We start from the raw sequence: 22,738 nt of genomic DNA on the forward strand, positions 1-22,738 counted from the left end.
GGAACCTTTGACAGGCCAGATTGGCCTTTGTCCGTGGGGGCAGTTCGAAGGGGTGAGATTGTGAAACAGGTTACATTGTTGACTCAGGATGAGGTTGTGCATCTGGATCCTGACCGCTTGGAGGATTTGTACGATCAACTTGGCGAGAGGGGCGCGGAAAACGTGGTGTGTCGCGCGCTTGAAGAATTGGCCGCGCGATTATCGCATACCGAGCGGTGCTATCGTGAGCGGCGCATCGAAGACATGCGCAAATCGGCCCGCGGCCTGATTGCCATCGCCGAGCAGATCGGCATGTGGATGCTGGCCCGGGTGGCCCGCGATGTCACCCAGTGCATTGACGCCGGCGACCCTGTGGCCCTGGGCGCGGTGCTGGCGCGGTTGTTGCGGATCGGCGAGCGGTCGTTGAGTGAAGTTTGGGAATTGCAGGACCTTTCGATTTGATGCCTTGCAGGCGCGAATGACTGGGCTAGGCTGTGCGCGACGACCTTGATGACAGGAGCGCGCCATGGGACTGACGTTTGCCAAAGCGGCCGAAGCGGCCATTCCACTGCATGTGGTGGAGCAAGACAGGCTTGACGACTGGCTTGCAGGACAGCCCGAGCGCGTGACCCGGTGGGTGCGCGCGGCGGGGTTTGCCGGGGCTCTGGGCAAGGTTTTGATGGTTCCTGGCGAGGATGGCCGCCTTTTGATGGCCGTCGTGGGCTATGGCACCTCCGAGGCGCGCGCCCTTGGGCGGTTCCATCTGGCTGCGGCGGCTGTGGCCCTGCCGGAGGGCGTCTATCGTTTCGAGGGCTTGCACGAAGACCGCGCTGACGAGGAAGCGCTGGGCTGGCTTTTGGCGGGCTATGTCTTTGACCGCTATCGCGCGCAGACCGTACCGGGTGCGCAGCTTGTCGCGCCCGAGGGTGTGGATGCTGCCCGGATCGAGGCGATTGCGGCGGGTGAATGCCTGACCCGTGATCTGATCAATACCCCCACCAGCGAAATGGGACCGGCGGAACTGGAAGCGGCCTGTGTCGCGATGGCGGCGCAGCACGAGGCCGAGATCGAGGTGATCCGTGGCGAGGCCCTGTTGGAGCGGAATTTTCCGTTGATCCACACGGTGGGCCGGGCCGCCGCCCCGGAGGCCGAACCGCGCCTGATTGACATGCAGTGGGGTGTCGCGGGGCCGTTGCTGACCCTCGTGGGCAAGGGCGTGTGTTTTGACACCGGGGGGCTGAACCTCAAGCCCGGCGGGTCAATGGCCCTGATGAAGAAGGACATGGGCGGTGCGGCCACGGTTCTGGGGCTGGCGCAGATGATCATGGAGCTGGGCCTGCCCTTGCGCTTGCGGGTGCTGATCCCGGCGGTGGAGAATGCGGTCAGCGGCAATGCCTTCCGGCCCGGTGATATCCTGACCGCCCGCAATGGCCTGACCGTGGAGATCAACAACACCGATGCGGAGGGCCGTTTGGTCTTGGCCGATGCCTTGGCCTATGCGGCCGAGGCGGAGCCGGACTTGATGCTGTCCATGGCCACCCTCACGGGGGCGGCGCGGGTGGCTGTGGGCCCTGACCTTGCCCCGTATTTCAGCGATGACGTGGATTTCGTGCATGCCATAGAGGCCGCGGCCGAACAGGTAGCCGACCCGGTGTGGCGGTTGCCGCTCCACTTGCCGTATGAAGCGATGATCGAGCCGGGCATCGCCGATCTGGACAATGCCCCGAAGGGTGGTTTCGCCGGGGCGATCACCGCCGCCTTGTTCCTGCGCCGATTCGCGGGCGGCAGGCGCTATGCGCATTTCGACATCTACGGATGGAACCCCGAGGCGAAACCGGCCCGGCCCAAGGGCGGTATCGGCATGGGGTCGCGGGCGATCTTGCAGGCGATTTCCAAGGTTCTACCTGCATGAATTCGGCGCTTGAGGATGGCGGCACTTTCGGTGCCGGCGCGGATCATTTTTACGTGGCAAAACCCGTGGCGGACCTGCGCCAGCGGCCAGACTTGGGCCGCGACAGGCAATTGCGTTATGGTGAGCATTTCGGGCTGGGGGAAAGCCGCAGGGATGGATTCATTTTCGGGCGCTCGGAGGACACGCAGCACAGCGGATGGGTCGCGGAAGGCGATGTTCTGCCCGCGTCCGCGCGTTCGGCGCCAACCCATCGGGTCTGGGTGCGGCAAACCCATGCCTATTCCGAGCCGGACTTCAAATCCCCCGAGGTGGCCGCTTTGCCGCATTTGGCGAAACTGGTGGTCAGTGGGCAGGACGGGCGGTTTTCGCGAACCGAACTGGGCTGGATTCCCACGGTGCATCTGAGTGACGCCTATGCCAAGGACCCGGTGACTGTGGCTGAGCTTTACCTTGGCGTGCCTTATCTTTGGGGCGGCAACAGCATTTGGGGGCTGGATTGTTCCGGTCTGGTGCATGCCGCGCTGATGGCTTGCGGGATGGAGTGCCCCAGCGACAGCGGGATACAGGAACGGGCGCTGGGAGAAGAGCTGTCGCCCGACACGTCACCCCGGCGCGGCGATTTGCTGTTCTGGAAAGGGCATGTTGCATGGGTTGTGGATGACGCGACGCTTTTGCATGCTAATGCCTATCACATGGCCACGGCCTATGAGCCGATCTCGGAGGCGATCCAGCGGATCGAGGCGCAGGGGGATGGGCCGGTCACGGCGCACAAACGATTGGGAGGACAGGGATGAGCGATGGATTCTTTCAGCCGGTGAGCGGCTTCGAATTGCCGCGGTTTGCGGGGGTGCCGACCTTCATGCGGTTGCCGCATGTGCCGCTTGAGCATGAGCGTTTGGGCGAGGTGGACATCGGGTTGATCGGCGTGCCGTGGGACAGCGGCACGACGAACCGGCCCGGCCCGCGCCACGGGCCGCGGCAGTTGCGCGATGCCTCGACCATGATCCGCGCGCAGCATGCCACCAGCGGGATGCGCCCCTTCGAGGCGGTGAACTGTGCCGACTTGGGGGATGTGGGTCCGAACCCGGCGGATATCATGGACAGCATGGAGCGGATCACCGCGTTTTACGACAGGGTGAAGACGGCAGGAGTCCGGCCTTTGACGGCGGGGGGCGATCACCTCACCTCGCTTCCGGTTTTGCGGGCCTTGGCCAAGGACGCAGCCCTTGGCATGGTGCATTTCGACAGTCACACGGACCTGTTTCACAGCTATTTCAACGGCACGATGTACACCCATGGCACGCCCTTCCGCCGGGCGGTGGAAGAGGGCCTGCTGGACCCCAAGCGGGTGGTGCAGATCGGTATCCGTGGCACGATGTACGACAGCGAGGACCGCGATTTTGCCAAGGCCGAGGGCATTCGGATCATCGAGATCGAGGAGTTTCATGCCCGCGGCGTCGAGGACGTGATGGGAGAGGCGCGCGAGATTGCGGGCGATGGGGCGACCTATGTGAGCTATGACATTGATTTTGTCGATCCGACCTTCGCCCCCGGCACTGGCACGCCCGAGGTGGGTGGCCCGAACAGTTATCAGGCCTTGCAGGTGTGCCGCGAGTTGCGGGGCCTGAACATCGTGGGCGCCGATATGGTCGAGGTTTCGCCGCCCTTTGACCAATCGGGCGGCACAGCCTTTCTTGGCGTGTCGATCATGTTCGAGATCCTGTGCGTCATGGCGGCGCGGGGTTAGCCCCCGGCCAGCCGAAGTATGACGACCGCCGCCGCCACGATTTGCGCCAAGGTGATCGCGACCGATAGCCCGTGCAGCCACTTGAAACGGGTGGTTTGCCCGCTTTCAGTGGCTGTATTGATGGCGGGCATCAGGCTTTGCCTTGCATAGACTGTGCTGAGGGCGATCCCGATCATTATGCCGGCGGCTTGCCTGTCTTGGGGGATCAACAAGAAGGCGGCGGTCAGTGAGCAGGCCAGCACGAACAGGTAGAAAATCGGAAAGGCCTGTCGGATCAGTGGCCCGGCAGTCTTTGCGGGCAGGGCATTGACCACAAAGGTCGCGAACCCGAAGGAATAAAACGTCATTCCGCCGAACAGCAGCGCGGTGACCAAAAGTGTAAGACTGTCCATCGTCATGCCTTTCGATACCCTTTTGCCTCAGAGCTAGGGCAGGACAGCACGGTGACCAGTGAGAAATGAGACGATGTGTCAGTCGACCGCACGGATCAGTTTGCGTTCGAGCACGCGCAGCACGGTTTTGAGGTCGTGGCCGCGTTTGAGGATTTGGCCATCCATGCCGATCACCGCGTATTGCCCTTGCTTGTTGCGCAGCTTGGGGCGTTTTTCGATACGGTAGAGCGGGTGTTCGGCGGTGCGCCGGAAGACCGAGAAGACGGCCACGTCACGCAGCGAGGAAATACCGTAGTCGCGCCATTCCCCGGCGGCGACCATGCGGCCATAGAGTGACAGGATCACCGCAAGTTCGGTGCGGTGGAAGGCCACTTGATCCTGTCCGCCTTTGGCGGGGAAGGGGCTGGGCGATTGGAATGTCATGGCGTCAGAGTTGCGCCTCTGGGGCGGCAAATCAAGGAAATTCATGCACCCATTGCCTAAAGCGTCCTGCCTTTAACCTGACACATCAGACAAAGGCAGGGCGCGTGCAACAGTCATATGTTGGGCGGCCTTCGCCCCAAAGCTGTGACTCAGGTTTTGGGTCGAAGGCTTTATCAGGCAAAGCGCCCCTGACAGAACCAGCCTGAACTGAGTGCACCGCCGTGGGCATAAAAGAGCCACAGGCGTGCGCCGGTGGTGGTGATGACATGCCAGTAATCGCGCGTGCCGCTGCGCCAGTTTGGGTCATCGAGCCACCATTCGGGCGCGATGCGTTCGGGGCCTGTGGCCTGCGCCGGGGCGTGGGTTTGGCCGCGCCAGCGGAACTGTTCGGGCAGCGCGGGGCGGTCGGGGGCCAAGACCGGTTCGGGCCGCCAGATCAGCAGCGGGCGGGGCCGGGGTGGGGCTGGCCAATCCCCTGCGGGAGAGGACCATGCGGCGGCCATGGTTTTGGTGGTTTTCTCGGGAATGTGGCTATCGGCGGGGTGTTGGCGGGTGATCTGGTCAAGGCCCACACGCGCGCCGATGCGCGTCATCAGGTCGTCGATTGCGGTGGCGTTATCGTGCTGGCGGGCGCGGGCGGCGGCTTCGGCATGGCCGGAGGTTTGGCGGGCGTGGATCGGTTCCACGCCCGTGGCCTCAAGCCGGAGCAGGTCGATGCCGAAGCCAGCGTCGATTTGATCGAGCTTCATGGCGAGCAGCGGGGTGATCTGATCGGGGCTGTGGCTGGCGCTGGCAAGGCCCGCGGTGAGGCTTTGGCCGGTACCGTCGCAGCGGGTGAGGTCAAGCCGCAGGTGGCGCGCGCCTTGGCCCTTGTCGCGCAGTCCTTGGCAGAGCCTGGGCACCATGCGGTCAAGCGCGGCCAGCAGATCATCGCGCAGCCCGATGGGATCGGGGAAGGTGAGGCGGACGGCAAAGCGTGGCGGCGGTTTGGCGGGCGAGATGGGTTCGGGCACGGCGCCCATGGCCTGATCGAGCCGCAGGGTGAGGTCCGGGCCGAAGCGGCGGGCCAGCGGCGCGCGTGGCTGGCCCAGAAGGTCGCCGATGCAGCGCAGGCCGAGGCGGGCGAGGCCTTGGGTGATCTCGGGCGGCAGGCGCAGGGCGGCGACGGGTAGGGGGGCAAGCGCGCTGTGTGCTTGTCCCGGTGGGGCGATGCGCGGGGCGGCGGCCCCGTTGGGCAGGCTGGGGGCCGCGCGCCGCTTGGCCGCGCGGGAGCGGGTGGCGCGGGCCTCTTGATCTATTGCGTCGCCTGTGCGCTGCGCGTGGGGCGTGGCATCGCCGTAGCGGGCCAGCGCCCAAGCCGCGCCGGGTGTATCGGCCAGCCCGCAGCGCGCGGTGAGGCCCAGATCGGCGGCCTGTTGGGTGAGGGTTTGGGCCATGGCCTCCTCGCCGCCGAAAAGATGCGCGCAACCGGTGATGTCGAGCATGAGCGCATCGGGGGGCTGTGGGGCCACCCAAGGCGAGAACCCTTCGGCCCAGCGGGCAAGCGCCGTGAGAAACCCGGCCTCGGCGCGCGGCTGCCGCGCGTGCGTGACCAGTTGCGCCGAGATGGCATGTGCATCGCGCAGCGGCTGGCCGGGGTAAAGCCCTAGCCGTGCCGCGCGGGGGGAGACCGAACTGAGCACTTGCGCCTGCCCCCGTTCATCGGCCACGGCAAAGGGCCCTTCGGCCAGATCGGGGCGATGGCGCAACAGGCGTTCGGCCCCGAGGTGGGGGAACCACGCGGAAAGGATGCGGCGGGCGGGCATGGGCAGCAGACTAAGTTCATGTTTTGTTCTCAAATTAGACTGGCATCTGTGCGGAGTCGAGTCCTCACATGCAGGTCAGCCGCACCAGATGCGGGTAATGCGGCCGTCCTCATCCAGATCGACATTCAGGCGGTCGGGACGGTGGTCCATTGTCATGGCCGACCCGGGGGGCAAGATACGGGTGGGAGCCTCAACGCTCATGCTATCGAATGCGCTTCGTGGTTCGCCCAAAAGGTGTTGCAGCGCATCGGCGCCGCAGCTTTCCGCCATATCGGGTGGCGTTTCGGCTTCAGGTTGGCAGGCCGCGAGGGCGAATGCCCCAATCCCAAGAAAAACAAGCCGCAACATGGCGTTACCCTCCGGTGTGTTCCCGCTTGCAGAGTTGGTTATTCGTCGGCCCTGCACAAGCAGGTGTCGCACATTGTATTGAAACCCTGCGACATTTCGCCCAAAGTCAGGGCAAATCATATTCGGGAGGACAGATTGATGCGCACCACAGCCGCCGTTGCCGTCGAAGCGGGCAAACCGCTTGAGATCATGGAAGTGAACCTGGACGGCCCCAAGGCCGGTGAGGTTCTGGTCGAGGTCAAGGCCACGGGCCTGTGCCACACCGACGACTTTACCCTGTCGGGGGCTGATCCCGAGGGGCTTTTCCCGGCGATCCTTGGCCATGAGGGCGCGGGCGTTGTTGTGGAAGTGGGCCCCGGTGTGACCTCGCTGGAAGTGGGCGATCACGTCATCCCGCTTTACACGCCGGAGTGCCGGGAGTGCGAATACTGCCTCAACCCCAAGACAAACCTGTGCCAGTCGATCCGCTCGACCCAAGGGCAAGGCCTGATGCCCGATGGCACCAGCCGGTTTTCGATGCTGGATGGCACGCCGATCCTGCATTACATGGGCTGCTCGACCTTCGCCAACCACACGGTTCTGCCGGAAATCGCGCTGGCCAAGGTGCGCAAGGACGCGCCCTTTGACAAGATTTGCTATATCGGCTGTGGCGTGACCACCGGCATTGGCGCGGTGATCAACACCGCCAAGGTGGAAATCGGATCAACCGCGATTGTCTTTGGTTTGGGCGGTATTGGCCTCAATGTCATTCAGGGCCTGCGCCTTGCGGGAGCCGATCAGATCGTGGGTGTCGACCTGAACCCCGGCAAGAAGCCCATGGCCGAGAAATTCGGTATGACCCACTTCGTCAACCCCGAAGAGGTGGATGGCGATTTGGTGGCGCATCTGGTGGAGCTGACCGGTGGTGGCGGCGATTACACCTTTGATGCCACCGGCAATGTGGGTGTCATGCGCGCGGCGCTGGAATCGGCGCACAAGGGGTGGGGCGAAAGCGTGATCATCGGCGTGGCCCCGGCGGGGGCCGAGATTTCGACGCGGCCTTTCCAACTGGTCACGGGCCGGGTTTGGAAAGGCACCGCCTTTGGCGGCGCGCGGGGCCGGACGGATGTGCCGAAGATCGTCGATTGGTACATGGACGGGAAGATCGAGATCGACCCGATGATCACCCACACCATGGGCCTTGAGGATATCAACAAGGGCTTCGACATGATGCACGCCGGTGAATCGATCCGCTCGGTCGTGGTGTACTGACGCCTTTCAAATGGATCATTCAGGGCGCGTCCGGGGCAACTTGGGCGCGCCTTTTTTGTGCCGCACATGGGATTGTGCGGGCCTGCACCTTGCGCATCGGCGTGCTTTGGTTACCTCTTGGGCAACTGAAGAATGACAGGAGCGCGCGATGAGTGATGATGCATATACCCCGCCGAAAGTCTGGCAATGGGAGGAGCCCTCGGGAGGGCAGTTTGCCTCGATAAACCGGCCGGTTTCCGGGGCGACCCATGAGGCAGACTTGCCGGTGGGTGAGCATCCGTTTCAGCTTTATTCCATGGGCACGCCCAACGGGGTGAAAGTGACCGTGATGTTCGAAGAGCTTTTGGCGGCCGGGTATGATGCGGAATATGATGCGTGGCTGATCCGGATCACCAAGGGCGATCAGTTCGGCAGCGGGTTCGTGGACGTGAACCCCAACTCCAAGATCCCGGCCATGGTGGACCGCAGCGGGGATGCTCCGGTACGGGTGTTTGAATCCGGGTCGATCCTGCTGCATCTGGCGGAAAAATTCGGGGCGTTCCTGCCTGCAAGTGGCGCGGCGCGGACCGAAGTGATGAATTGGCTGTTCTGGCAGATGGGCAGCGCGCCTTACCTTGGCGGCGGCTTTGGCCATTTCTATCACTACGCGCCGGAAAAGTGGCAGTACCCGATTGATCGCTTCACCATGGAGGTGAAGCGGCAGATGGATGTGCTGGACAAGCAATTGGCCGAGCATGAGTTTGTTGCCGGGGATGACTATTCGATTGCCGATATGGCGATCTGGCCGTGGTATGGGAACCTTGTGCTGGGCCGGCAATATGGTGATGCGGCGACCTTCCTTGAGGCCGACAGTTATACCCACCTCAAGGCATGGGCCGAGCGGTTGGACGCGCGTGAGCCGGTGAAGCGGGGCCGGATGGTCAACCGCACCATGGGCGAGCCGCATGAGCAACTGCACGAGCGCCACGCGGCGAGCGATTTCGAGACCAAGACGCAGGACAAGATCGGCGAAAACTAAACGCCGATATAGCGGGTTGTGATGTCTTCGGTGAGGGCATCGAACCCGCCGGTCCAGACGGTTTCGCCGCGCTGAAGGATCACGGCGCGGTCGGCGACTTGGGCCAGCTCGGTGATGGATTTGTCGATCAGAAGGATCGCCAGCCCTGTGTCGCGTTTTAGAGTGGCGATGGCCGCCCAAATCTCTTGCCGGACAATGGGGGCCAGCCCCTCGGTCGCCTCGTCAAGGATCAGGAGGCGCGGGTTGGTCATCAGGGCGCGGCCAATGGCGAGCATTTGCTGCTCCCCGCCCGAAAGGGTGGCCGCGCCTTGGTCGCGGCGCTCGGCCAGACGCGGGAATAGCCCTGTGACACGCTCCATGTCCCAATGGCCCGGACGGGCCGCGGCGGTTAGATTTTCCGCGACCGTGAGATTGGGGAACACCCGGCGGCCTTCGGGCACAAGGCCAATGCCCAAGTGCGCGGCGCGGTGAGAGGGCAGGCGGGTCAGGTCATGGCCGTCGAACTCCAGCCGCCCGGCACGCGCGGGCAGCATCCGGCAGATGGTTTTCACCGTGGTGGATTTGCCCATCCCGTTTCGGCCCATCAGCGCCAGCACCTCGCCTTCGGCCAGCGAAAGCGAGACGCCAAAGAGCGCCTGTGTGGGGCCGTAGAAGGCGGTGACGTCTTGCAGGGTGAGAAGGCTCATGGCCCCAAGCCCTCCTTTGGACATGGGGGCGTTGCCCCCGCCGCCCTGCGGGCGACTCCCCCAGGATATTTTGGAACAGAAGAAGATTGGCGCGCGCCTGTTTTCTTCTGTTTCCAAATATCCCCGCCGGAGGCATCCGACATTGGCCGCGAGGTGCAAAGGGTGCTTTTCCGGGTCATGCGGTTTCCCCCAGATAGGCGGCGCGGACTTGCGGGTTGTTGCGGATTTCGTCGACCGTGCCGGTGGCGATGATTTCGCCATAGACCAGCACGCTGAGCCGGTCGGCCAGGGCAAAGACCGCGTCCATATCGTGTTCGACCAGCAGGATCGGCGCCTCATCGCGCAACTCGCCCAAGAAAGCGGTCATCCGGTGGGAGCCTTCGGTGCCCATCCCGGCCATGGGTTCGTCCATCACGAAGGCGCGGGGCGAGAGGGTGAGGGCGACAGCGACTTCCAACTGGCGGCGTTGTCCGTGGGACAGTTCGGCGGTGACGGTGCTGGCCTGCCCGGCGAGGCCCACGCGGTCAAGGGCGGTCATGGCTTTATCGTGCAGGTCTTGATCTTTGAGGGCGTTGCGCAAGAGGCCCAGTGGCCCACCGCGCGCGCCCAAAGCCCCAAGGGTGACATTTTGCAGGACGGTATCTTCCATCGCCAGCGCCGAGATTTGGAAGGTGCGGGCAAGGCCCATTGCGGCGCGTTTGCGCGTGGGCAGGGGCGTTACGTCTTGGCCGAGAAATTCCACCCGCCCCGCATCTGGTGCAAGCCCGCCGCAGATTTGCGCGATGAGGGTGGATTTGCCAGCACCATTCGGGCCGATCACGGCGTGGATTTCGCCCGGTTGCAGCGACAGGGATATATCGCGCGAGGCCTGTACCGCGCCGAAAGATTTGGTGATGCCATGGGTGGCAAGAACGGGATCAGTCATGCGCCACCTTCCGTCCGGCCAGCAGCCCGATCACCCCGCCGCGCGCAAAAAGCACCACGCCGAGAAGAAGCGCGCCAAGGTAGATGTGCCAGAACTCCGACAGCCCGCCAAGGAAATGCTCAAGCGTGATGAAGAGCGCGGCCCCCGCCACCGGGCCATAGAGGCGGCCCACGCCGCCCAAGATAATAAAGACCATGATCTCGCCGCTCATTTGCCAGCTGAACATGGTGGGAGAGACAAAGCGGTTAAGGTCGGCAAAAAGCGCTCCTGCCAGCCCGGTGATCGCACCCGAGATCACGAAGGCTGCCAGCCGCAGGCGGAAAGGGCTGAGGCCCACGGTTTCCACGCGTTGTGCGTTTTGCCGCGCCGCGTTGAGCGCCAGCCCGAAAGGAGACCGCGCCAGCCGGGCATTGAGCCACAGCGCCAGCACCAGCAGGGCAAAGCAGATGCCGAAGAACTGGATCGGGTCGAGTGTGTTAAGGCCCGGAAAATCATTGCGAATATAGATCGAAAGGCCATCCTCGCCGCCGTAGGCCGGCCAACTGATGGCGAAGAAATAGAACATCTGCCCGAAGGCCAGCGTGATCATGATGAAATAGACGCCGGAGGTGCGCAGGCTGAGAACGCCAATCAGCAGCGCGGCGAGGGCCGAGGCAACGACTGCCGTGATCCAGATCACCGGCATGGATTTGGTGCCTTCGATGAGGAAGGGCACCTCCATCAGCGGGGTGTAGCTTTGGGCGTGGCTGGCCAGAATACCCATGGCATAGCCGCCGATCCCGAAAAACGCCGCGTGCCCGAGGCTGACCAGCCCGCCAAGGCCCAATGCGATGTTCAGGCCAACGCCTGCCAGCGCCAGAATCGCCACGCGGGTGGCGAGCGTGATGGTAAAAGGCTCATCCGTGGCCCAAGCGTAAAGCGGCACGGCGGCGAGGCCCAGCAGGAGGGCGGCGTTTATCAGGCTTTCGCGGCTCATGCTTGGCCCCCGAACAGCCCTTGGGGCTTCCAGATCAGCACGCAGGCCATGAGGATATAGATCAGCATGGAGGCCAGTGCCGAGCCTGTGGTGCTGGCGGCCGAGGCTTCCATGAAGAGTTTGAACAGTTCGGGGAGCAGCAGCCCGCCCAGTGTATCGGTCAGCCCCACGAGGATCGCGCCGATAAGCGCCCCTTTGATGGAGCCGATGCCGCCGATCACGATCACCACGAAGGCAAGGATCAGCACCGGTTCGCCCATGCCAACCTGCACCGATTGGATGGCCCCCACCATGGCCCCGGCCAGCCCGGCGAGCGCCGCCCCGAGGGCAAACACCACGGTGTAGAGTTTCGAGATATCGACGCCGAGGGCGGCAATCATTTCCCGGTCGGATTCACCGGCGCGGATGCGCACCCCTAGCCGGGTGCGCGAAATCAGCCAAAAGAGGCCCGCGGCGATCACAAGCCCTGTGCAGATGATGGTAAGCCGGTAAAGCGGGTATTCTATCCCGCCCGGCAGGGTGACGGGGCCGGAGAGGTAATCGGGGATGTCCAAGAAAAGCGGGAAGGAGCCGAAGACCCACCGCGTGCCTTCGGAAAAGATCAGGATCAGCGCGAAGGTGGCCAGCACTTGATCAAGGTGGTCACGGTCATAAAGCCTGCGGATCACCACCAGTTCCACTATGGCCCCGGCGGCGGCGGCGGCGGCCAAGGCGGCGACCAGCGCCAGTAAAAACGAGCCCGTTGCCCCGGCTACGGCAGCGGCGGCGAAGGCCCCCACCATGTATAGCGAGCCATGCGCCAGATTGATCAGCCCCATGACCCCGAACACAAGCGTCAGACCGGCGGCCATGAGGAAAAGCATGACCCCGAACTGAAGCCCGTTGAGGACCTGTTCGATGAAAAGAATGGCTGTCATTGGTGGCTGGTGCGTCGCGTCCCGGGCTTGACCCGGGACCTCATGACAAGGCCCCGGATCGGTTTTTCCTTACATCTTGCAGTCTTCGACATAGACGTTGGAGTGATCCTCCAGCGCGGTGCCGATGATCTTGTTGGTGTAAACCTCACCTTCCTTGATCACTTCGCGGACATAGATGTCCTGGATCGGGTGATTGTTGCTATCGAAGGCGAAATCGCCCCGCGTGCTGTCAAAATCGGCCTCTTTCAGCGCGGCACGGAAGGCTTCGGCGTCGGAGACATCGGCTTTTCCCATGGCCGAGAGCAGCAGATTCGCCGTGTCATAGCCTTGGGACGCATAAAGCGAGGGCAGGCGGCCGTATTCGGCTTGGAAGGCTTCGACGAAGGCCTTGTTGGCTTCGTTGTCGATGTCCTTGTTCCATTGGCTGGTGTTCTTCACGCCCATGGCCGCGTCGCCGACGGCTTGCAGGATGCCTTGGTCAAAGCTGAAGGCGGGGCCGACGACCGGCAGGTCAAGGCCGCTGTCGGCATATTGCTTGAGGAAGGAAATCCCCATGCCACCTGGCAGGAAGAAGTAGACGCTATCGGCGTCGGAGGCACGGATCTGGGCAATCTCCGAGGCATAGTCTTTCTGGCCCAGCTTGGTGAAGACCTCGCCCGCCAGCTCCCCTTCGTAGATGCGCTTGTAGCCGGTCAGGGCGTCTTGGCCCGCCGGGTAGTTGGGTGCGAGGATGAAGCTGTTCTTGAAACCGGCGGAATTGGCATAGCCGCCCGCGGCCTCGTGCAGGTTGTCGTTTTGCCACGCCACGTTGAAATAGTTGGGGTGGCAGCCTTTACCGGCCAGCACCGAGGGGCCGGCATTGGGCGAAAGGTAAAACTTCCCCTGTGCAGTAGCGGCGGGCACCACGGCCATGGCGAGGTTCGACCAGATGATGCCGGTCAGAACGTCCACTTTTTCGGATTGGATCATCTTGTCGGCCAATTGTACGGCGATGTCAGGTTTGCGCTGATCGTCCTCAACCACGATCTCAAGGTTGTCATTCCCGGCCATCTTGGCGGCCAGCAGGAAGCCGTCACGCACGTCGATGCCAAGGCCTGCGCCGCCACCCGAAAGCGTGGTGATCATCCCCACCTTCACCTTGTGGTCGTCGGCAAGGCCTGCCGTGGCCATCATCGCGGCACAGCCTGCCGCCAGAAGCGTTTTCATTTTCATATCTGTCTCCCTGTTGGTCGTATCTTCAGAACGCCTTGAAGGTCAGCGTTGTCTCGGTGCGTTCGATCCCTGCGATATCAAGCAGGTTTTCGTTGATATACTTGCCCACGTCCTCGCCCTCGGGCACGTAAAGCTTTAGCAGAAGGTCAAAGGGGCCGGAGGTGGAATAAAGCTCGGAATGGATTTCGCGCAGGGCGATTTCCTCGGCCACCCGATAGGAGGTGCCGGGCTTGCAGCGGATGTTCACGTAGACGGGGCGCATGGTTGACCTCTGGATGAATTGCGCCGGTATTTAAACGCGAAACCGCGCGGGAAGGAAACGGCGAATTTCACCCCTGCACCCATGGGTTGATTGATTGCGCGACTTTGGGCTTTTCCTTGATGAAAATTCCCTGGGGGTCCGGGGGTGAAACCCCCGAAAGGGACAGCTAATCCACGATCTCGATCAGGGTTTCGGAGGGGCCCATCTGCCGGATCAGGTTATAAAGCGTTTCGGCGTTGTCAGGGTGCAGGCGGACACAGCCCGCCGAGGCGGGGGTGCCAAGCCTGTCCACCTGCGTGGTGCCGTGGATTGCGAAATTACCGTAGAAAAACACTGAAAAGGGCATCGGCGCGTTGTCGTAGAGCGTCGAGTAATGCATCCGCTTCATAGCTTGCACATGAAACAGTCCGGTTGGGGTGAACTTGCCCGCCCGCGCGGTCGAGACAGGCCAGTGGTGGATCGCCTTGCCCTCATAGACCACGGTCATTTCCTGATCCGACAGGTCGATCCGCGCCTCAAGCTGCGCGGCCTGAACAGGCCACGCAAGCAATAGCAGAAGGGTCAGTGCCGCCCGCATCAAAGGGTCATGTGCCGTGCGCGCGCGCCCCGTTCGATGGCCGCGGCGTGCAGGCGGTCGATGCTGAGTTCATATCGGATTTCCTCCAGCAGGCGCAGTTCGTCCTGCTGAATGGCACCATCCGCGGCGGCGACGTCGCAGGCCAGCGCATAGGCTGTCTCGTAAAGCTGTTCGGGAAGGTTGTCGCGGATCAGGCCGAAGAGCGCATCCAGCCCGTCCTCGACCGAGAAGAGATCGAACACGGTTTGCGCGGCGATATTCATCCGGTCCAGATCGTACTTGCCGAAAACCGGCAGGTTGTTCACGGCTGTTTCGATCTTGACCAGTTCGGCGGTGCGGATGTCCTGATCGGAGGCCGAGACCGCGATCATCACAGCGACAAGGCAATCTTCGGGCGAGAGGGGGTGTGGGATCTGCTCGGTCATGGTGGTCCTTTCGCCCGCGGGGCGTTGAATTCCTGTTGCGGTGCAGAATATTGACTGTCCGGCCCCTCGGCAATAGGAAGCGGGCGGCGCTGCGCGCGCTTTTGCGCGCAGGAATTATGGGAATGAGCACATGTCAGATATCCGCGATGCCGCGATGAATTCGAAAGCCTGGCCTTTTGAAGAAGCGCGCCGTGTGCTCAAACGTTATCAAAAGGCCCCGCCCGAGAAGGGCTATGTGCTGTTCCAGACGGGTTATGGCCCCTCGGGCCTGCCGCATATCGGCACCTTCGGCGAGGTGGCCCGCACCACCATGGTGCGCCGCGCCTTCGAGGTGCTGAGTGACATTCCCACCAAGCTGATTTGCTTTTCCGACGATATGGATGGCTTGCGCAAGGTGCCGGGCAACGTGCCCAACCAGGAGCAGATGGCCGAAGATCTGAACCTGCCGCTGACCAAGGTGCGCGATCCTTTCGGCACCCATGAAGGGTTTGCCCAGCATAACAACGCGCGTCTGCGGGCGTTCTTGGATAGTTTCGGGTTTGAATACGAGTTCGCCTCGGCCACCGAGTATTATACCTCTGGTCGCTTTGACGAGATGCTTCTGGTGGCCTTGGAGCGGTTCGACAAGATCATGGAGATCATGCTGCCGACGCTGGGCGAGGAACGGCAGAAAACCTATTCGCCTTTCCTGCCCATCAGCCCGAAAACCGGCCATGTCTTGCAGGTGCCGACGTTGGAACGCAACGTGGAAAAGGGCACGATTGTCTATGAAGAGCCCGATGGCGAGCGGGTCGAGGTGCCTGTCACCGGGGGCAATGTGAAAATGCAGTGGAAGCCCGATTGGGCGCTACGCTGGGCCGCTTTGGGTGTAGATTACGAGATGTCGGGCAAGGATTTGATCGACAGTGTGAAGCAAAGCTCACGCATCTGTGGCGCGCTTGGCAAGCGCCCGCCTGAATCGCTGTCCTATGAGTTGTTCAACGACGAGGAAGGCCAGAAGATTTCCAAGTCGAAGGGCAACGGGCTGAGCATGGAAGAGTGGCTGACCTATGCGGCACCCGAAAGCCTTTCGTATTTCATGTATCCAAAGCCCAAGACCGCCAAGCGGCTTTATTTTGATGTGATTCCAAAGGCGGTGGATGAGTATCATCAGCAGTTGCGCGCCTATCCGGGGCAGGATCAGACGCAGCAGCTCAATAACCCGGTGTTCCATATTCATGGCGGGGATGTGCCGGCCTCGGATATGGTGGTGCCGTTCTCTATGTTGCTGAACCTTGCCAGTGCGTCGAGTGCCGAGGACAAACACACCATGTGGGGTTTCATCAAGAAATACGCCCCCGGTGCCACGCCCGAGACGCACCCTGGTATGGATGCGGCAGCGGGCTTTGCCGTGCGCTATTTCAATGACTTCGTAAAGCCTGCGAAGGTGTATCGTGCGCCCACGGATGTGGAGCGGGCGGCCTTGCAGGATCTGGCCAAGGCGCTTAGCAGTCCCGAGGCAGCCTTGGAGGCAATAGCCAATAAAAACAAGGCCATGGGCCGTGATGACCCGCTGCCCGAGCCGGATTTTACGGATGAGGAGTTCCTGCAATCGGTGGTCTTTGCGATCGGCAAATTGCACGGGTTCGAGCCGCTGCGCGATTGGTTTACCGCGATTTACGAGGTGCTCTTGGGCGCCAGCCAAGGGCCGCGGTTTGGTGGGTTCATCGCGCTATATGGTGTGGATGAGACCATTGCGCTGATCAACGAGGCTTTGGCAGGCAAGTTCACCTGAGCCGGTTGCGCCAGCCCTGCGCCTTTGGCATGATGGTCAAAACAGCAAAGGCAGGGGCAAGATGCGCAACACGTTGATTTCACTGGGTGTTCTGGGGCTGATCGTGGCCTGTACCGAGGTTTCCATGCCAGAGCCTTACGAGGGCCGGGAGCTTTACATGGAAAACTGTTCGCAGTGCCACGGGGTGAGCGGCATGGGTGACGGACCTTGGGCCGATAGCCTGAGCCCCAAGCCTTCGGATCTGACACAGTTGAGCACCGCGGAGGGGTTCCCGCGGTCCAGGGTCCTGAGCGTGATCGATGGCTATGACCGCACCGGCCTTCCGGGGCAGGAAATGCCGGAGTTCGGGTTGCTGTTGGAGGGCGATACCGTGCCTTTGGATGTGGGGGACGGTGTGTTCACGCCGACGCCGCGGCCCTTGGCAGCGCTTTTGGTGTACCTCGAAAGTATCCAGCAATAACAAACGCTTAGATACGGCAAATCCCCTTCACCTCGGCGCCTTTCCACGGCAGGATCGTGGCTTCGGGGATGGGCAGTTCGCCCAAGGGGAAGGTGCTGGAGAGCATCTGTTCCATGCGCTTGGTGCGGGGGGCCTCGGGGTCGAGCGTGGCGCAACAGACGTATTCCTCGACGATGCTGGCCTGTTGTTCGTAGGCGTAGTCGAGGAAGGTTTTTTTCGTTGATAAATCAAAGAGATACGGGTCATCGGTCACGCCATGTTCACGGGCGGCGCGCAGGGGGGTGTAGCCGGTGACCTGACGGTTTTGCCATTGCCAGACGTGGGTGAGTTCATGGGCGAAAACCATGGCGTGCACGAGGCTCATCACCTGCGGGTAGCGGGGCAAAAAATTCCTTTGATACCAATCCTTTGAGTAGAAAACCTTGTTATGCACCACGAGGGCGGCGGGGCTGACGGTGACGGTGGGGGTCGTCGGCTCGGGGAAGATACGCTCGCGGCAGGCAAGGCGGGGGCGTTTGCGGCGCGGATAGGTGGCCTTGCCGATCAGCGCGCCATCGACCACGCGCACCCTTTGGGGATCGAAACTGTCGCCAAACATCTGGTTTGCAAAGGTTTTTTCCGTGTCCGTCAGGGGGCGGCCACAGGAGATGAGGATCAGGGGAAGAAAGAGCCAGAGCCAGCGCATGGGCAAAACTTAGCAAGGGATGAGCGGGGCGCACAGTGGGAAAGCGCGGGAGGGGTGCGAATCGGGGCTAAGTGCTTGGGTTAACGGCAAAAACCCCTGTCTGCATCGCGTCGGTATCACGTCGGTATCGCGTCGGTATTTTTTCCCGCAGCCCGGCGGGTTAACAGGGCGTGCGGTGGAGTTCGTACGTTTTGTACGGGCGTTTTGTACGAAACCGGGGAGCGGCCCCGGTCCAGCCCGGAGCGGGTGATTGAGGGTGCCGAAGTCTTTAAAAGACTTCGGTCCGATTTCTTTTGAAGAAATCGGGTGCGGTGCGCATGAATGCGCACCCTACGGGGTAGGTGAGAAAGCCGCGGGATTGCCAGACCGCGGGGTGGCGACCGGGGTGATTTCGTCGTGCTTTATGGTGGCGGTGTCCGGAAAACTTTGACGGGCGCGCTGACGTTTATCAATCGCCAGCCCGGGGGGGCGGTCTGGCGATCGCGCGGCGGGCCTGCGGCCCTTGATTCCGCGCGAGGCATTCTGCGATGACTGCCTATAGTCTCCGAGAACTAAGCTGAAACAGGCTTAACGAGTCCGAAGCGCTTGTTAACAATGTGATCACAATTTTCTACAAATAGCTTTAAGTCATTTACACGCGCTCGTACGTCCGCGGATGAAATCGCCTTTGGATCACCGCGAACATTTGTATGGCCATCATGTGCAATGTCGTTTCGTAATTCTACGAGCTTGTTTATTCGAGTAAGCAAATTTTTCCGCTTTGCCTTTTTTTGAGAACATTCGCACAAATCATTTAGGCCGAATGCTAAAAATAGATCGTCGATTACTTCAAACCTTTGCGTTGTATATTTGGAGAGAGAGTTTTGCACGATCGTCCGTATCTTCCTAAAAGGTCTATCAGAAGCCAAAAGCTCTAGGGAAAAACGAGCGTTAAGACCCGCGTCTTCCAGTCTCTTGAGTACCTCATCGGATATCTTCTTATCATCCTTCAAATGCGGGATAAGAACATCGCAGTATTTGGCCGTGAAATATCTGTCGAAAGCGGCGACTGCTAAGATAACCGCGGAGCGCGTTAAGTCATTTTCTTCGTCAAGTTCAGTTCCAGCGTCCTGCAAGTCTAGAAGTGAGATTGACCGACTGATTGTTTTTTCAAAAGTTGTTAAAGGACTTACTATTGCGGGCATTTAAACATCCAACTCCTCCACAAACCGCGCATTCTCGGAAATATACTGGAACCGCAACTCAGGCTTCTTGCCCATCAGGCGCTCGACCAGATCGCCGGTTTCTCCGGGTTCGTCCTCGTCGATGGTGACGCGGATCAATTTCCGGGTTTTCGGGTCCATGGTGGTTTCTTTCAAATCCTTCGCGTCCATCTCGCCCAGACCCTTAAACCGACTGACGTCGATCTTGCCTTTGCCGCCAAGGCCCTTTTCCAGCCATTCGTCGCGTTCGGCCTCATCCAGGCAATAGACGCGTTTGGCGCCTTGGGTGAGGCGATACAAAGGCGGGCAGGCGAGGTAGAGATGCCCTGCGTCGATCATCGGGCGCATTTGGGTGAAGAAGAAGGTCATCAGAAGCGAGGCGATATGGGCGCCGTCGACATCCGCGTCGGTCATGATGATGATCTTGTCATAGCGCAGGTCGTCGATGTTGAACTTGGTGCCCAGCCCCACGCCAAGGGCTTGGGTGAGGTCGTTGATCTCTTGGTTGCTGCCCAGTTTTGAGGAGGCAGCCCCAAGGACGTTGAGGATTTTGCCGCGCAGGGGCAGGAGGGCTTGGGTTTTACGGTCGCGCCCCATTTTGGCGGAGCCGCCCGCGCTGTCGCCCTCGACGATGAAAAGCTCGGTGCCTTCGCGGTTGGTGGCGGTGCAATCCACCAGTTTGCCGGGCAGGCGGAGTTTTTTCGTGGCGGTCTTGCGTTGGGTTTCTTTTTCCTGGCGGCGGCGGAGGCGTTCCTCGGCCCGGAGCACAAGGAAATCGAGGATTGCGCCGGCGGATTTGGTGTCGGACGCCAGCCAGTTGTCGAAATGGTCGCGGACGGCGTTTTCGACGAGTTTCTGCGCCTCGGTTGTGGCGAGGCGGTCCTTGGTCTGGCCGACGAATTCAGGCTCGCGGATGAAGCAGGAGACAAGGGCGCAGCCGCCGGTGATCAGGTCATCGCGGGTGATCTGTGCGGCCTTTTTGTTGTTCACCAGTTCGCCGTAGGCCTTGATGCCCTTGAGGATCGCGGCCCAGAAGCCGGCGACATGGGTGCCGCCTTCGGGTGTGGGGACGGTGTTACAGTAGGATTGCAGGAAACCGTCGCGCGAGGGGGTCCAGTTGATGGCCCATTCGACCTTGCCGGGGGTGCCGAAGCGTTCCTGGAAGTCGACGGTGCCGGCGAAGGGGTGTTCGGCATAGGTGGCCGCTTGACCCAGTGTTTCCTTGAGGTAGTCCGACAGGCCGCCGGGGAAGTGGAACGTGGCCTCTTGCGGGGTGTCGCCGTCCTCAATCGCGGATTTCCAGCGGATTTCGACGCCGGAGAAGAGGTAGGCCTTGGAGCGGATGGAGGCGAAGAGGCGGGCGGGTTTGAACCGGTGGGAGCCGAAGATATCGGCGTCGGCGTGGAAGGTGATGGTGGTGCCGCGCCGGTTGGGGGCTTGGCCGACCTTTTCGATGGGCCCGAGGGGAAGGCCGCGCGAGAAGCGTTGCTCAAAAAGCTCCTTGTTGCGGGCGACTTGGACGACCATGGAGTCCGACAGGGCATTGACCACCGAGGCGCCGACGCCGTGCAACCCGCCCGAGGTTTGATAGGCTTTACCGGAGAATTTGCCGCCTGCGTGGAGGGTGCAGAGGATCACCTCCAAGGCCGATTTGTCGGGGAACTTGGGGTGCGGGTCGATCGGGATGCCGCGGCCGTTGTCGCGGATGGTGATCGAGTAATCCTCGTGCAGTTCGACTTCGATCCGGTTGGCGTGGCCGGCGACGGCCTCGTCCATGGAGTTGTCGAGCACCTCGGCCACGAGGTGGTGCAGCGCGCGTTCGTCGGTGCCGCCGATATACATGCCGGGGCGTTTGCGGACGGGTTCCAGCCCTTCGAGCACCTCGATGGAGGAGGCGTCGTAATCGGAGGGCTCCGCTGGGGAAAGAAGATCGTCGGCCATGTCTGCGCTGCTCTTTGTTTTATGGGTTGGGGCGCATTATGGCAGAGGGATGGGCGGGGTGGAAGTGGGTGTGTGGGGCTAAGGATAGTGTATTGTTTGGCTTAGGTACTGCGCGCAGCCCCTGAGGGCCGCGGTGTCGTCGGTGATGAGGGTGATGGGGATGTTTGCCACGATCCCGGTGTAAGGCCCGCGGGCGGTGAAGGCGGGGGTGAAGACCTCCCAGATGATATGCGGGGAAATGGCGCGGGCCATTCCGCCGATGAGGAAGAGGCCGTCGGTGGCCATGTGGTGCAGGCAGAGGGGGGCTGCGGCTTCGCCCAAGAGGCGCGAGAAGAGCGCGAAGGTGTCGGGCGGATTGGCCGCGATGATCTGTTGAGGGGTGAGCGTTTCGCCCGTTAGCCAATGGTGCAACCGGGTGAGGCCGGGGCCGGAAAGGGCGGCCTCAACGGGCAAGTGCGGGTGGTCGCCGCGCAAGGCGTCGTAGAGCGGGCGCAGGTCGGGGCAATCGGGCAGGGGCGTGTGGCCGGATTCGGCGGGGGGCACGAAAAGGCTTTTGCCCAACCGATGCGCCACGGCGACGTTGCAGCCGGTGCCAAGGCCGAGGACCAGCCTTGCGCCCTTTGGGTCGGGCGTGCCGGGGCGCAGCGGCGTCAGCGTGCCGGGGGCCAGCGTGTCGAGCGCGTATCCTTGGGCCTGTAGGTCGTTCAGAAGATGCACGGTGTCCGCGCCGGTGGCTTGGGCGAGGGCCTTGGCCTCGATATGCCAAGCGTGGTTGGTGAGTTGTGCCGCATCGCCGCGCACCGGCCCGGCGACGCCCGCGCAAAGCGCGTGCAGGGGGGCGGGGCGCTGGGCGGTGAGGTAGCTTTGCAGGAGGCTGGACAGATCGGGGAAATCGGCGTTGCGCAGGCTGGCGACGGTTTCGGGGAGCAGCCCGGTTTCATCGCCCAGCCCGACGCGGCAATGGGTGCCGCCGAGATCCACCAGAAGGTCAGTCATCGCGCCAGCGGGCCATAGTCTCGCGTGCGCATTTGGCGAGCATCACCACGTCGATGCCCACGGCCAAGAATTGCGCACCCCAGTCGCGGTAGGTAAGTGCTGTGGCGTGATCAAGCGCGAGGATGCCGGGGGCTTTGCCTGCGGCTTTGATCCGGGCGAGGGCGTCTTGGATGGCCTCTTGCACCTCGGGCGCGGAGCTGTCGCCCGCGTGGCCCATATCGGCGGCAAGGTCCGAGGGGCCGATAAAGACGCCATCGACGCCATCCACGGCGAGGATGTCATCCAGCGCGGCGATACCGGCACGGGTTTCGACCTGCACCAGCAGGCAGATTTGCGCGTTGGCGGTGCCGATATAGTCAGGGATCGCCGAGAAATGCGAGGCGCGGGCGAGGGCCGCGCCAGAGCCACGGATGCCCTGCGGCGGGTAGCGGGTGGCGCGGACCAGATCGTGGGCCTCATCGGCGCTTTCGACCATGGGGATCAGCAGGGTTTGCGCGCCGGTGTCGAGCACTTGTTTGATCGCCCAGACCTCGCCCATAGGCAGGCGGACGACGGGCACGCTGTGCCGCCCTTCCAAGACCTGAAGCTGTGCCATGATGGAGCGCAGATCGTTGGGGGCATGTTCGCCGTCGATCACCAGCCAGTCGAAATTGGCGGTGGCCAGCACCTCGGTTGCGTAAGCGTCGGCGAAGCCCGCCCAACAGCCGTAAAGCATTTCGCCTTTGGCAAGGCGGGTTTTGAAGCGGTTTTCGGGGGCGGGCATGGGTGATCCTTTCGGTGTGTTACAGAAAGGATAATCCTTTTTGCGCCTGAGGTTAAATAGGG

At 62.1% G+C, this 22,738-nt stretch carries 25 protein-coding genes; 8 read left to right on the plus strand and 17 right to left on the minus strand.

The features are described 5' to 3' along the window. Nucleotides 1-60: 60 nt before the first annotated feature. The 4 genes from QZ498_RS07620 (at nt 61) to speB (ending at nt 3,638) form a co-directional block, all read left to right on the plus strand. Nucleotides 61-441 carry a hypothetical protein gene (locus tag QZ498_RS07620; RefSeq protein ID WP_294621240.1) on the plus strand — a complete coding sequence of 127 codons (381 nt, stop codon included), beginning with the start codon at nt 61-63 and terminating at the stop codon, nt 439-441. A gap of 64 nt (nt 442-505) precedes the next feature. Then, the gene (locus tag QZ498_RS07625; protein WP_294621241.1) at nt 506-1,891 is read left to right on the plus strand and encodes a M17 family metallopeptidase; all 1,386 of its coding nucleotides are present in this window, start codon (nt 506-508) and stop codon (nt 1,889-1,891) included. Then, on the plus strand, nt 1,888-2,685 hold the full coding sequence (locus QZ498_RS07630; protein WP_294621243.1) for an NlpC/P60 family protein: 798 nt from the start codon (nt 1,888-1,890) through the stop codon (nt 2,683-2,685). Before QZ498_RS07625 ends, QZ498_RS07630 begins: the two co-directional genes overlap by 4 nt. After that, nucleotides 2,682-3,638, plus strand: coding sequence for an agmatinase (gene speB, locus QZ498_RS07635; RefSeq protein WP_294621244.1), 957 nt, complete (start codon nt 2,682-2,684; stop codon nt 3,636-3,638). Before QZ498_RS07630 ends, speB begins: the two co-directional genes overlap by 4 nt. On the opposite strand, the gene QZ498_RS07640 is transcribed toward speB, so the two are convergent. The 4 genes from QZ498_RS07640 to QZ498_RS07655 all read right to left on the minus strand — a co-directional run bounded on the left by QZ498_RS07640 (nt 3,635) and on the right by QZ498_RS07655 (nt 6,606). Continuing rightward, nucleotides 3,635-4,036 carry a DUF4149 domain-containing protein gene (locus QZ498_RS07640; protein ID WP_294621245.1) on the minus strand — a complete coding sequence of 134 codons (402 nt, stop codon included), beginning with the start codon at nt 4,034-4,036 and terminating at the stop codon, nt 3,635-3,637. The two genes, speB and QZ498_RS07640, sit on opposite strands and share 4 nt — an antisense overlap. 72 nt (nt 4,037-4,108) lie before the next feature. Further along, the gene (locus QZ498_RS07645) at nt 4,109-4,453 is read right to left on the minus strand and encodes a DUF2794 domain-containing protein (protein ID WP_294621280.1); all 345 of its coding nucleotides are present in this window, start codon (nt 4,451-4,453) and stop codon (nt 4,109-4,111) included. 173 nt (nt 4,454-4,626) lie between these two features. After that, complete coding sequence (locus QZ498_RS07650) at nt 4,627-6,258, minus strand: DNA polymerase Y family protein (RefSeq protein ID WP_294621246.1); 1,632 nt, start codon at nt 6,256-6,258, stop codon at nt 4,627-4,629. A 75-nt stretch (nt 6,259-6,333) separates the two neighbouring features. Next, entirely contained in the window at nt 6,334-6,606 is a 273-nt protein-coding gene (locus QZ498_RS07655) for an I78 family peptidase inhibitor (protein WP_294621247.1), read from the minus strand. A 138-nt stretch (nt 6,607-6,744) separates the two neighbouring features. Here QZ498_RS07655 and QZ498_RS07660 point away from each other — a divergent pair, with 138 nt between their 5' ends. Both QZ498_RS07660 and yghU read left to right on the plus strand, forming a co-directional pair. Beyond that, nucleotides 6,745-7,857, plus strand: a complete 1,113-nt coding sequence (locus tag QZ498_RS07660; protein WP_294621248.1) for an S-(hydroxymethyl)glutathione dehydrogenase/class III alcohol dehydrogenase — start codon at nt 6,745-6,747, stop codon at nt 7,855-7,857. 148 nt (nt 7,858-8,005) lie between these two features. Continuing rightward, nucleotides 8,006-8,875 carry a glutathione-dependent disulfide-bond oxidoreductase gene (gene yghU, locus QZ498_RS07665; protein ID WP_294621249.1) on the plus strand — a complete coding sequence of 290 codons (870 nt, stop codon included), beginning with the start codon at nt 8,006-8,008 and terminating at the stop codon, nt 8,873-8,875. On the opposite strand, the gene QZ498_RS07670 is transcribed toward yghU, so the two are convergent. The 8 genes from QZ498_RS07670 to QZ498_RS07705 all read right to left on the minus strand — a co-directional run bounded on the left by QZ498_RS07670 (nt 8,872) and on the right by QZ498_RS07705 (nt 14,855). Then, complete coding sequence (locus QZ498_RS07670) at nt 8,872-9,561, minus strand: ABC transporter ATP-binding protein (RefSeq protein ID WP_294621250.1); 690 nt, start codon at nt 9,559-9,561, stop codon at nt 8,872-8,874. The two genes, yghU and QZ498_RS07670, sit on opposite strands and share 4 nt — an antisense overlap. 175 nt (nt 9,562-9,736) lie before the next feature. Then, on the minus strand, nt 9,737-10,486 hold the full coding sequence (locus QZ498_RS07675) for an ABC transporter ATP-binding protein (RefSeq protein WP_294621251.1): 750 nt from the start codon (nt 10,484-10,486) through the stop codon (nt 9,737-9,739). Continuing rightward, a complete protein-coding gene (locus tag QZ498_RS07680) occupies nt 10,479-11,462 on the minus strand; it encodes a branched-chain amino acid ABC transporter permease (RefSeq protein WP_294621252.1) in 984 nt (327 codons plus the stop codon). Before QZ498_RS07680 ends, QZ498_RS07675 begins: the two co-directional genes overlap by 8 nt. Beyond that, nucleotides 11,459-12,379 carry a branched-chain amino acid ABC transporter permease gene (locus QZ498_RS07685; protein ID WP_294621253.1) on the minus strand — a complete coding sequence of 307 codons (921 nt, stop codon included), beginning with the start codon at nt 12,377-12,379 and terminating at the stop codon, nt 11,459-11,461. The genes QZ498_RS07680 and QZ498_RS07685 overlap by 4 nt, the downstream gene beginning before the upstream one ends. A 69-nt stretch (nt 12,380-12,448) precedes the next feature. Then, a complete protein-coding gene (locus tag QZ498_RS07690) occupies nt 12,449-13,591 on the minus strand; it encodes an ABC transporter substrate-binding protein (protein WP_294621254.1) in 1,143 nt (380 codons plus the stop codon). 25 nt (nt 13,592-13,616) lie between these two features. Beyond that, nucleotides 13,617-13,853, minus strand: coding sequence for an Lrp/AsnC ligand binding domain-containing protein (locus QZ498_RS07695; RefSeq protein WP_294621255.1), 237 nt, complete (start codon nt 13,851-13,853; stop codon nt 13,617-13,619). A gap of 166 nt (nt 13,854-14,019) precedes the next feature. Beyond that, a complete protein-coding gene (locus QZ498_RS07700) occupies nt 14,020-14,430 on the minus strand; it encodes a L,D-transpeptidase (RefSeq protein WP_294621257.1) in 411 nt (136 codons plus the stop codon). Beyond that, nucleotides 14,430-14,855 (minus strand): tellurite resistance TerB family protein, encoded by a 426-nt coding sequence (locus tag QZ498_RS07705; protein WP_294621258.1) that lies wholly within the window; start codon nt 14,853-14,855, stop codon nt 14,430-14,432. Before QZ498_RS07705 ends, QZ498_RS07700 begins: the two co-directional genes overlap by 1 nt. A 130-nt stretch (nt 14,856-14,985) precedes the next feature. Here QZ498_RS07705 and QZ498_RS07710 point away from each other — a divergent pair, with 130 nt between their 5' ends. Both QZ498_RS07710 and QZ498_RS07715 read left to right on the plus strand, forming a co-directional pair. Further along, nucleotides 14,986-16,629, plus strand: coding sequence for a lysine--tRNA ligase (locus QZ498_RS07710; RefSeq protein WP_294621260.1), 1,644 nt, complete (start codon nt 14,986-14,988; stop codon nt 16,627-16,629). 61 nt (nt 16,630-16,690) lie between these two features. After that, complete coding sequence (locus tag QZ498_RS07715) at nt 16,691-17,089, plus strand: c-type cytochrome (RefSeq protein WP_294621261.1); 399 nt, start codon at nt 16,691-16,693, stop codon at nt 17,087-17,089. 7 nt (nt 17,090-17,096) lie between these two features. Here QZ498_RS07715 and QZ498_RS07720 read toward each other — a convergent pair whose 3' ends face one another. The 5 genes from QZ498_RS07720 to QZ498_RS07740 all read right to left on the minus strand — a co-directional run bounded on the left by QZ498_RS07720 (nt 17,097) and on the right by QZ498_RS07740 (nt 22,676). After that, the gene (locus QZ498_RS07720) at nt 17,097-17,774 is read right to left on the minus strand and encodes a hypothetical protein (RefSeq protein ID WP_294621262.1); all 678 of its coding nucleotides are present in this window, start codon (nt 17,772-17,774) and stop codon (nt 17,097-17,099) included. A gap of 551 nt (nt 17,775-18,325) precedes the next feature. Then, nucleotides 18,326-18,958, minus strand: coding sequence for a HEPN domain-containing protein (locus QZ498_RS07725; protein ID WP_294621264.1), 633 nt, complete (start codon nt 18,956-18,958; stop codon nt 18,326-18,328). Then, nucleotides 18,959-20,917, minus strand: a complete 1,959-nt coding sequence (parE, locus tag QZ498_RS07730; RefSeq protein ID WP_294621265.1) for a DNA topoisomerase IV subunit B — start codon at nt 20,915-20,917, stop codon at nt 18,959-18,961. Between the two features lie 78 nt (nt 20,918-20,995). Next, on the minus strand, nt 20,996-21,913 hold the full coding sequence (locus QZ498_RS07735; RefSeq protein WP_294621266.1) for a glucokinase: 918 nt from the start codon (nt 21,911-21,913) through the stop codon (nt 20,996-20,998). Next, nucleotides 21,906-22,676 carry an HpcH/HpaI aldolase/citrate lyase family protein gene (locus QZ498_RS07740; RefSeq protein ID WP_294621267.1) on the minus strand — a complete coding sequence of 257 codons (771 nt, stop codon included), beginning with the start codon at nt 22,674-22,676 and terminating at the stop codon, nt 21,906-21,908. Before QZ498_RS07740 ends, QZ498_RS07735 begins: the two co-directional genes overlap by 8 nt. Nucleotides 22,677-22,738 lie beyond the last annotated feature (62 nt).

The sequence above is a fragment of the uncultured Roseovarius sp. genome (assembly GCF_913057115.1).
Taxonomy (GTDB): domain Bacteria; phylum Pseudomonadota; class Alphaproteobacteria; order Rhodobacterales; family Rhodobacteraceae; genus Roseovarius.

Bases quoted from the DNA above. Each gene is read 5' to 3' on its own strand.
- QZ498_RS07650 (WP_294621246.1), bottom strand. From the start codon at position 6,258: ATGCCCGCCCGCCGCATCCTTTCCGCGTGGTTCCCCCACCTCGGGGCC.
- QZ498_RS07705 (WP_294621258.1), bottom strand. From the start codon at position 14,855: ATGACCGAGCAGATCCCACACCCCCTCTCGCCCGAAGATTGCCTTGTC.
- QZ498_RS07720 (WP_294621262.1), bottom strand. From the start codon at position 17,774: ATGCGCTGGCTCTGGCTCTTTCTTCCCCTGATCCTCATCTCCTGTGGC.
- parE (WP_294621265.1), bottom strand. From the start codon at position 20,917: ATGGCCGACGATCTTCTTTCCCCAGCGGAGCCCTCCGATTACGACGCC.
- QZ498_RS07740 (WP_294621267.1), bottom strand. From the start codon at position 22,676: ATGCCCGCCCCCGAAAACCGCTTCAAAACCCGCCTTGCCAAAGGCGAA.
- QZ498_RS07700 (WP_294621257.1), bottom strand. From the start codon at position 14,430: ATGCGGGCGGCACTGACCCTTCTGCTATTGCTTGCGTGGCCTGTTCAG.
- QZ498_RS07655 (WP_294621247.1), bottom strand. From the start codon at position 6,606: ATGTTGCGGCTTGTTTTTCTTGGGATTGGGGCATTCGCCCTCGCGGCC.
- QZ498_RS07640 (WP_294621245.1), bottom strand. From the start codon at position 4,036: ATGACGATGGACAGTCTTACACTTTTGGTCACCGCGCTGCTGTTCGGC.
- QZ498_RS07725 (WP_294621264.1), bottom strand. From the start codon at position 18,958: ATGCCCGCAATAGTAAGTCCTTTAACAACTTTTGAAAAAACAATCAGT.
- yghU (WP_294621249.1), top strand. From the start codon at position 8,006: ATGAGTGATGATGCATATACCCCGCCGAAAGTCTGGCAATGGGAGGAG.
- QZ498_RS07675 (WP_294621251.1), bottom strand. From the start codon at position 10,486: ATGACTGATCCCGTTCTTGCCACCCATGGCATCACCAAATCTTTCGGC.
- QZ498_RS07715 (WP_294621261.1), top strand. From the start codon at position 16,691: ATGCGCAACACGTTGATTTCACTGGGTGTTCTGGGGCTGATCGTGGCC.
- QZ498_RS07630 (WP_294621243.1), top strand. From the start codon at position 1,888: ATGAATTCGGCGCTTGAGGATGGCGGCACTTTCGGTGCCGGCGCGGAT.
- QZ498_RS07685 (WP_294621253.1), bottom strand. From the start codon at position 12,379: ATGACAGCCATTCTTTTCATCGAACAGGTCCTCAACGGGCTTCAGTTC.
- QZ498_RS07690 (WP_294621254.1), bottom strand. From the start codon at position 13,591: ATGAAAATGAAAACGCTTCTGGCGGCAGGCTGTGCCGCGATGATGGCC.
- QZ498_RS07670 (WP_294621250.1), bottom strand. From the start codon at position 9,561: ATGAGCCTTCTCACCCTGCAAGACGTCACCGCCTTCTACGGCCCCACA.
- QZ498_RS07625 (WP_294621241.1), top strand. From the start codon at position 506: ATGGGACTGACGTTTGCCAAAGCGGCCGAAGCGGCCATTCCACTGCAT.
- QZ498_RS07710 (WP_294621260.1), top strand. From the start codon at position 14,986: ATGTCAGATATCCGCGATGCCGCGATGAATTCGAAAGCCTGGCCTTTT.
- speB (WP_294621244.1), top strand. From the start codon at position 2,682: ATGAGCGATGGATTCTTTCAGCCGGTGAGCGGCTTCGAATTGCCGCGG.
- QZ498_RS07660 (WP_294621248.1), top strand. From the start codon at position 6,745: ATGCGCACCACAGCCGCCGTTGCCGTCGAAGCGGGCAAACCGCTTGAG.
- QZ498_RS07695 (WP_294621255.1), bottom strand. From the start codon at position 13,853: ATGCGCCCCGTCTACGTGAACATCCGCTGCAAGCCCGGCACCTCCTAT.
- QZ498_RS07645 (WP_294621280.1), bottom strand. From the start codon at position 4,453: ATGACATTCCAATCGCCCAGCCCCTTCCCCGCCAAAGGCGGACAGGAT.
- QZ498_RS07735 (WP_294621266.1), bottom strand. From the start codon at position 21,913: ATGACTGACCTTCTGGTGGATCTCGGCGGCACCCATTGCCGCGTCGGG.
- QZ498_RS07680 (WP_294621252.1), bottom strand. From the start codon at position 11,462: ATGAGCCGCGAAAGCCTGATAAACGCCGCCCTCCTGCTGGGCCTCGCC.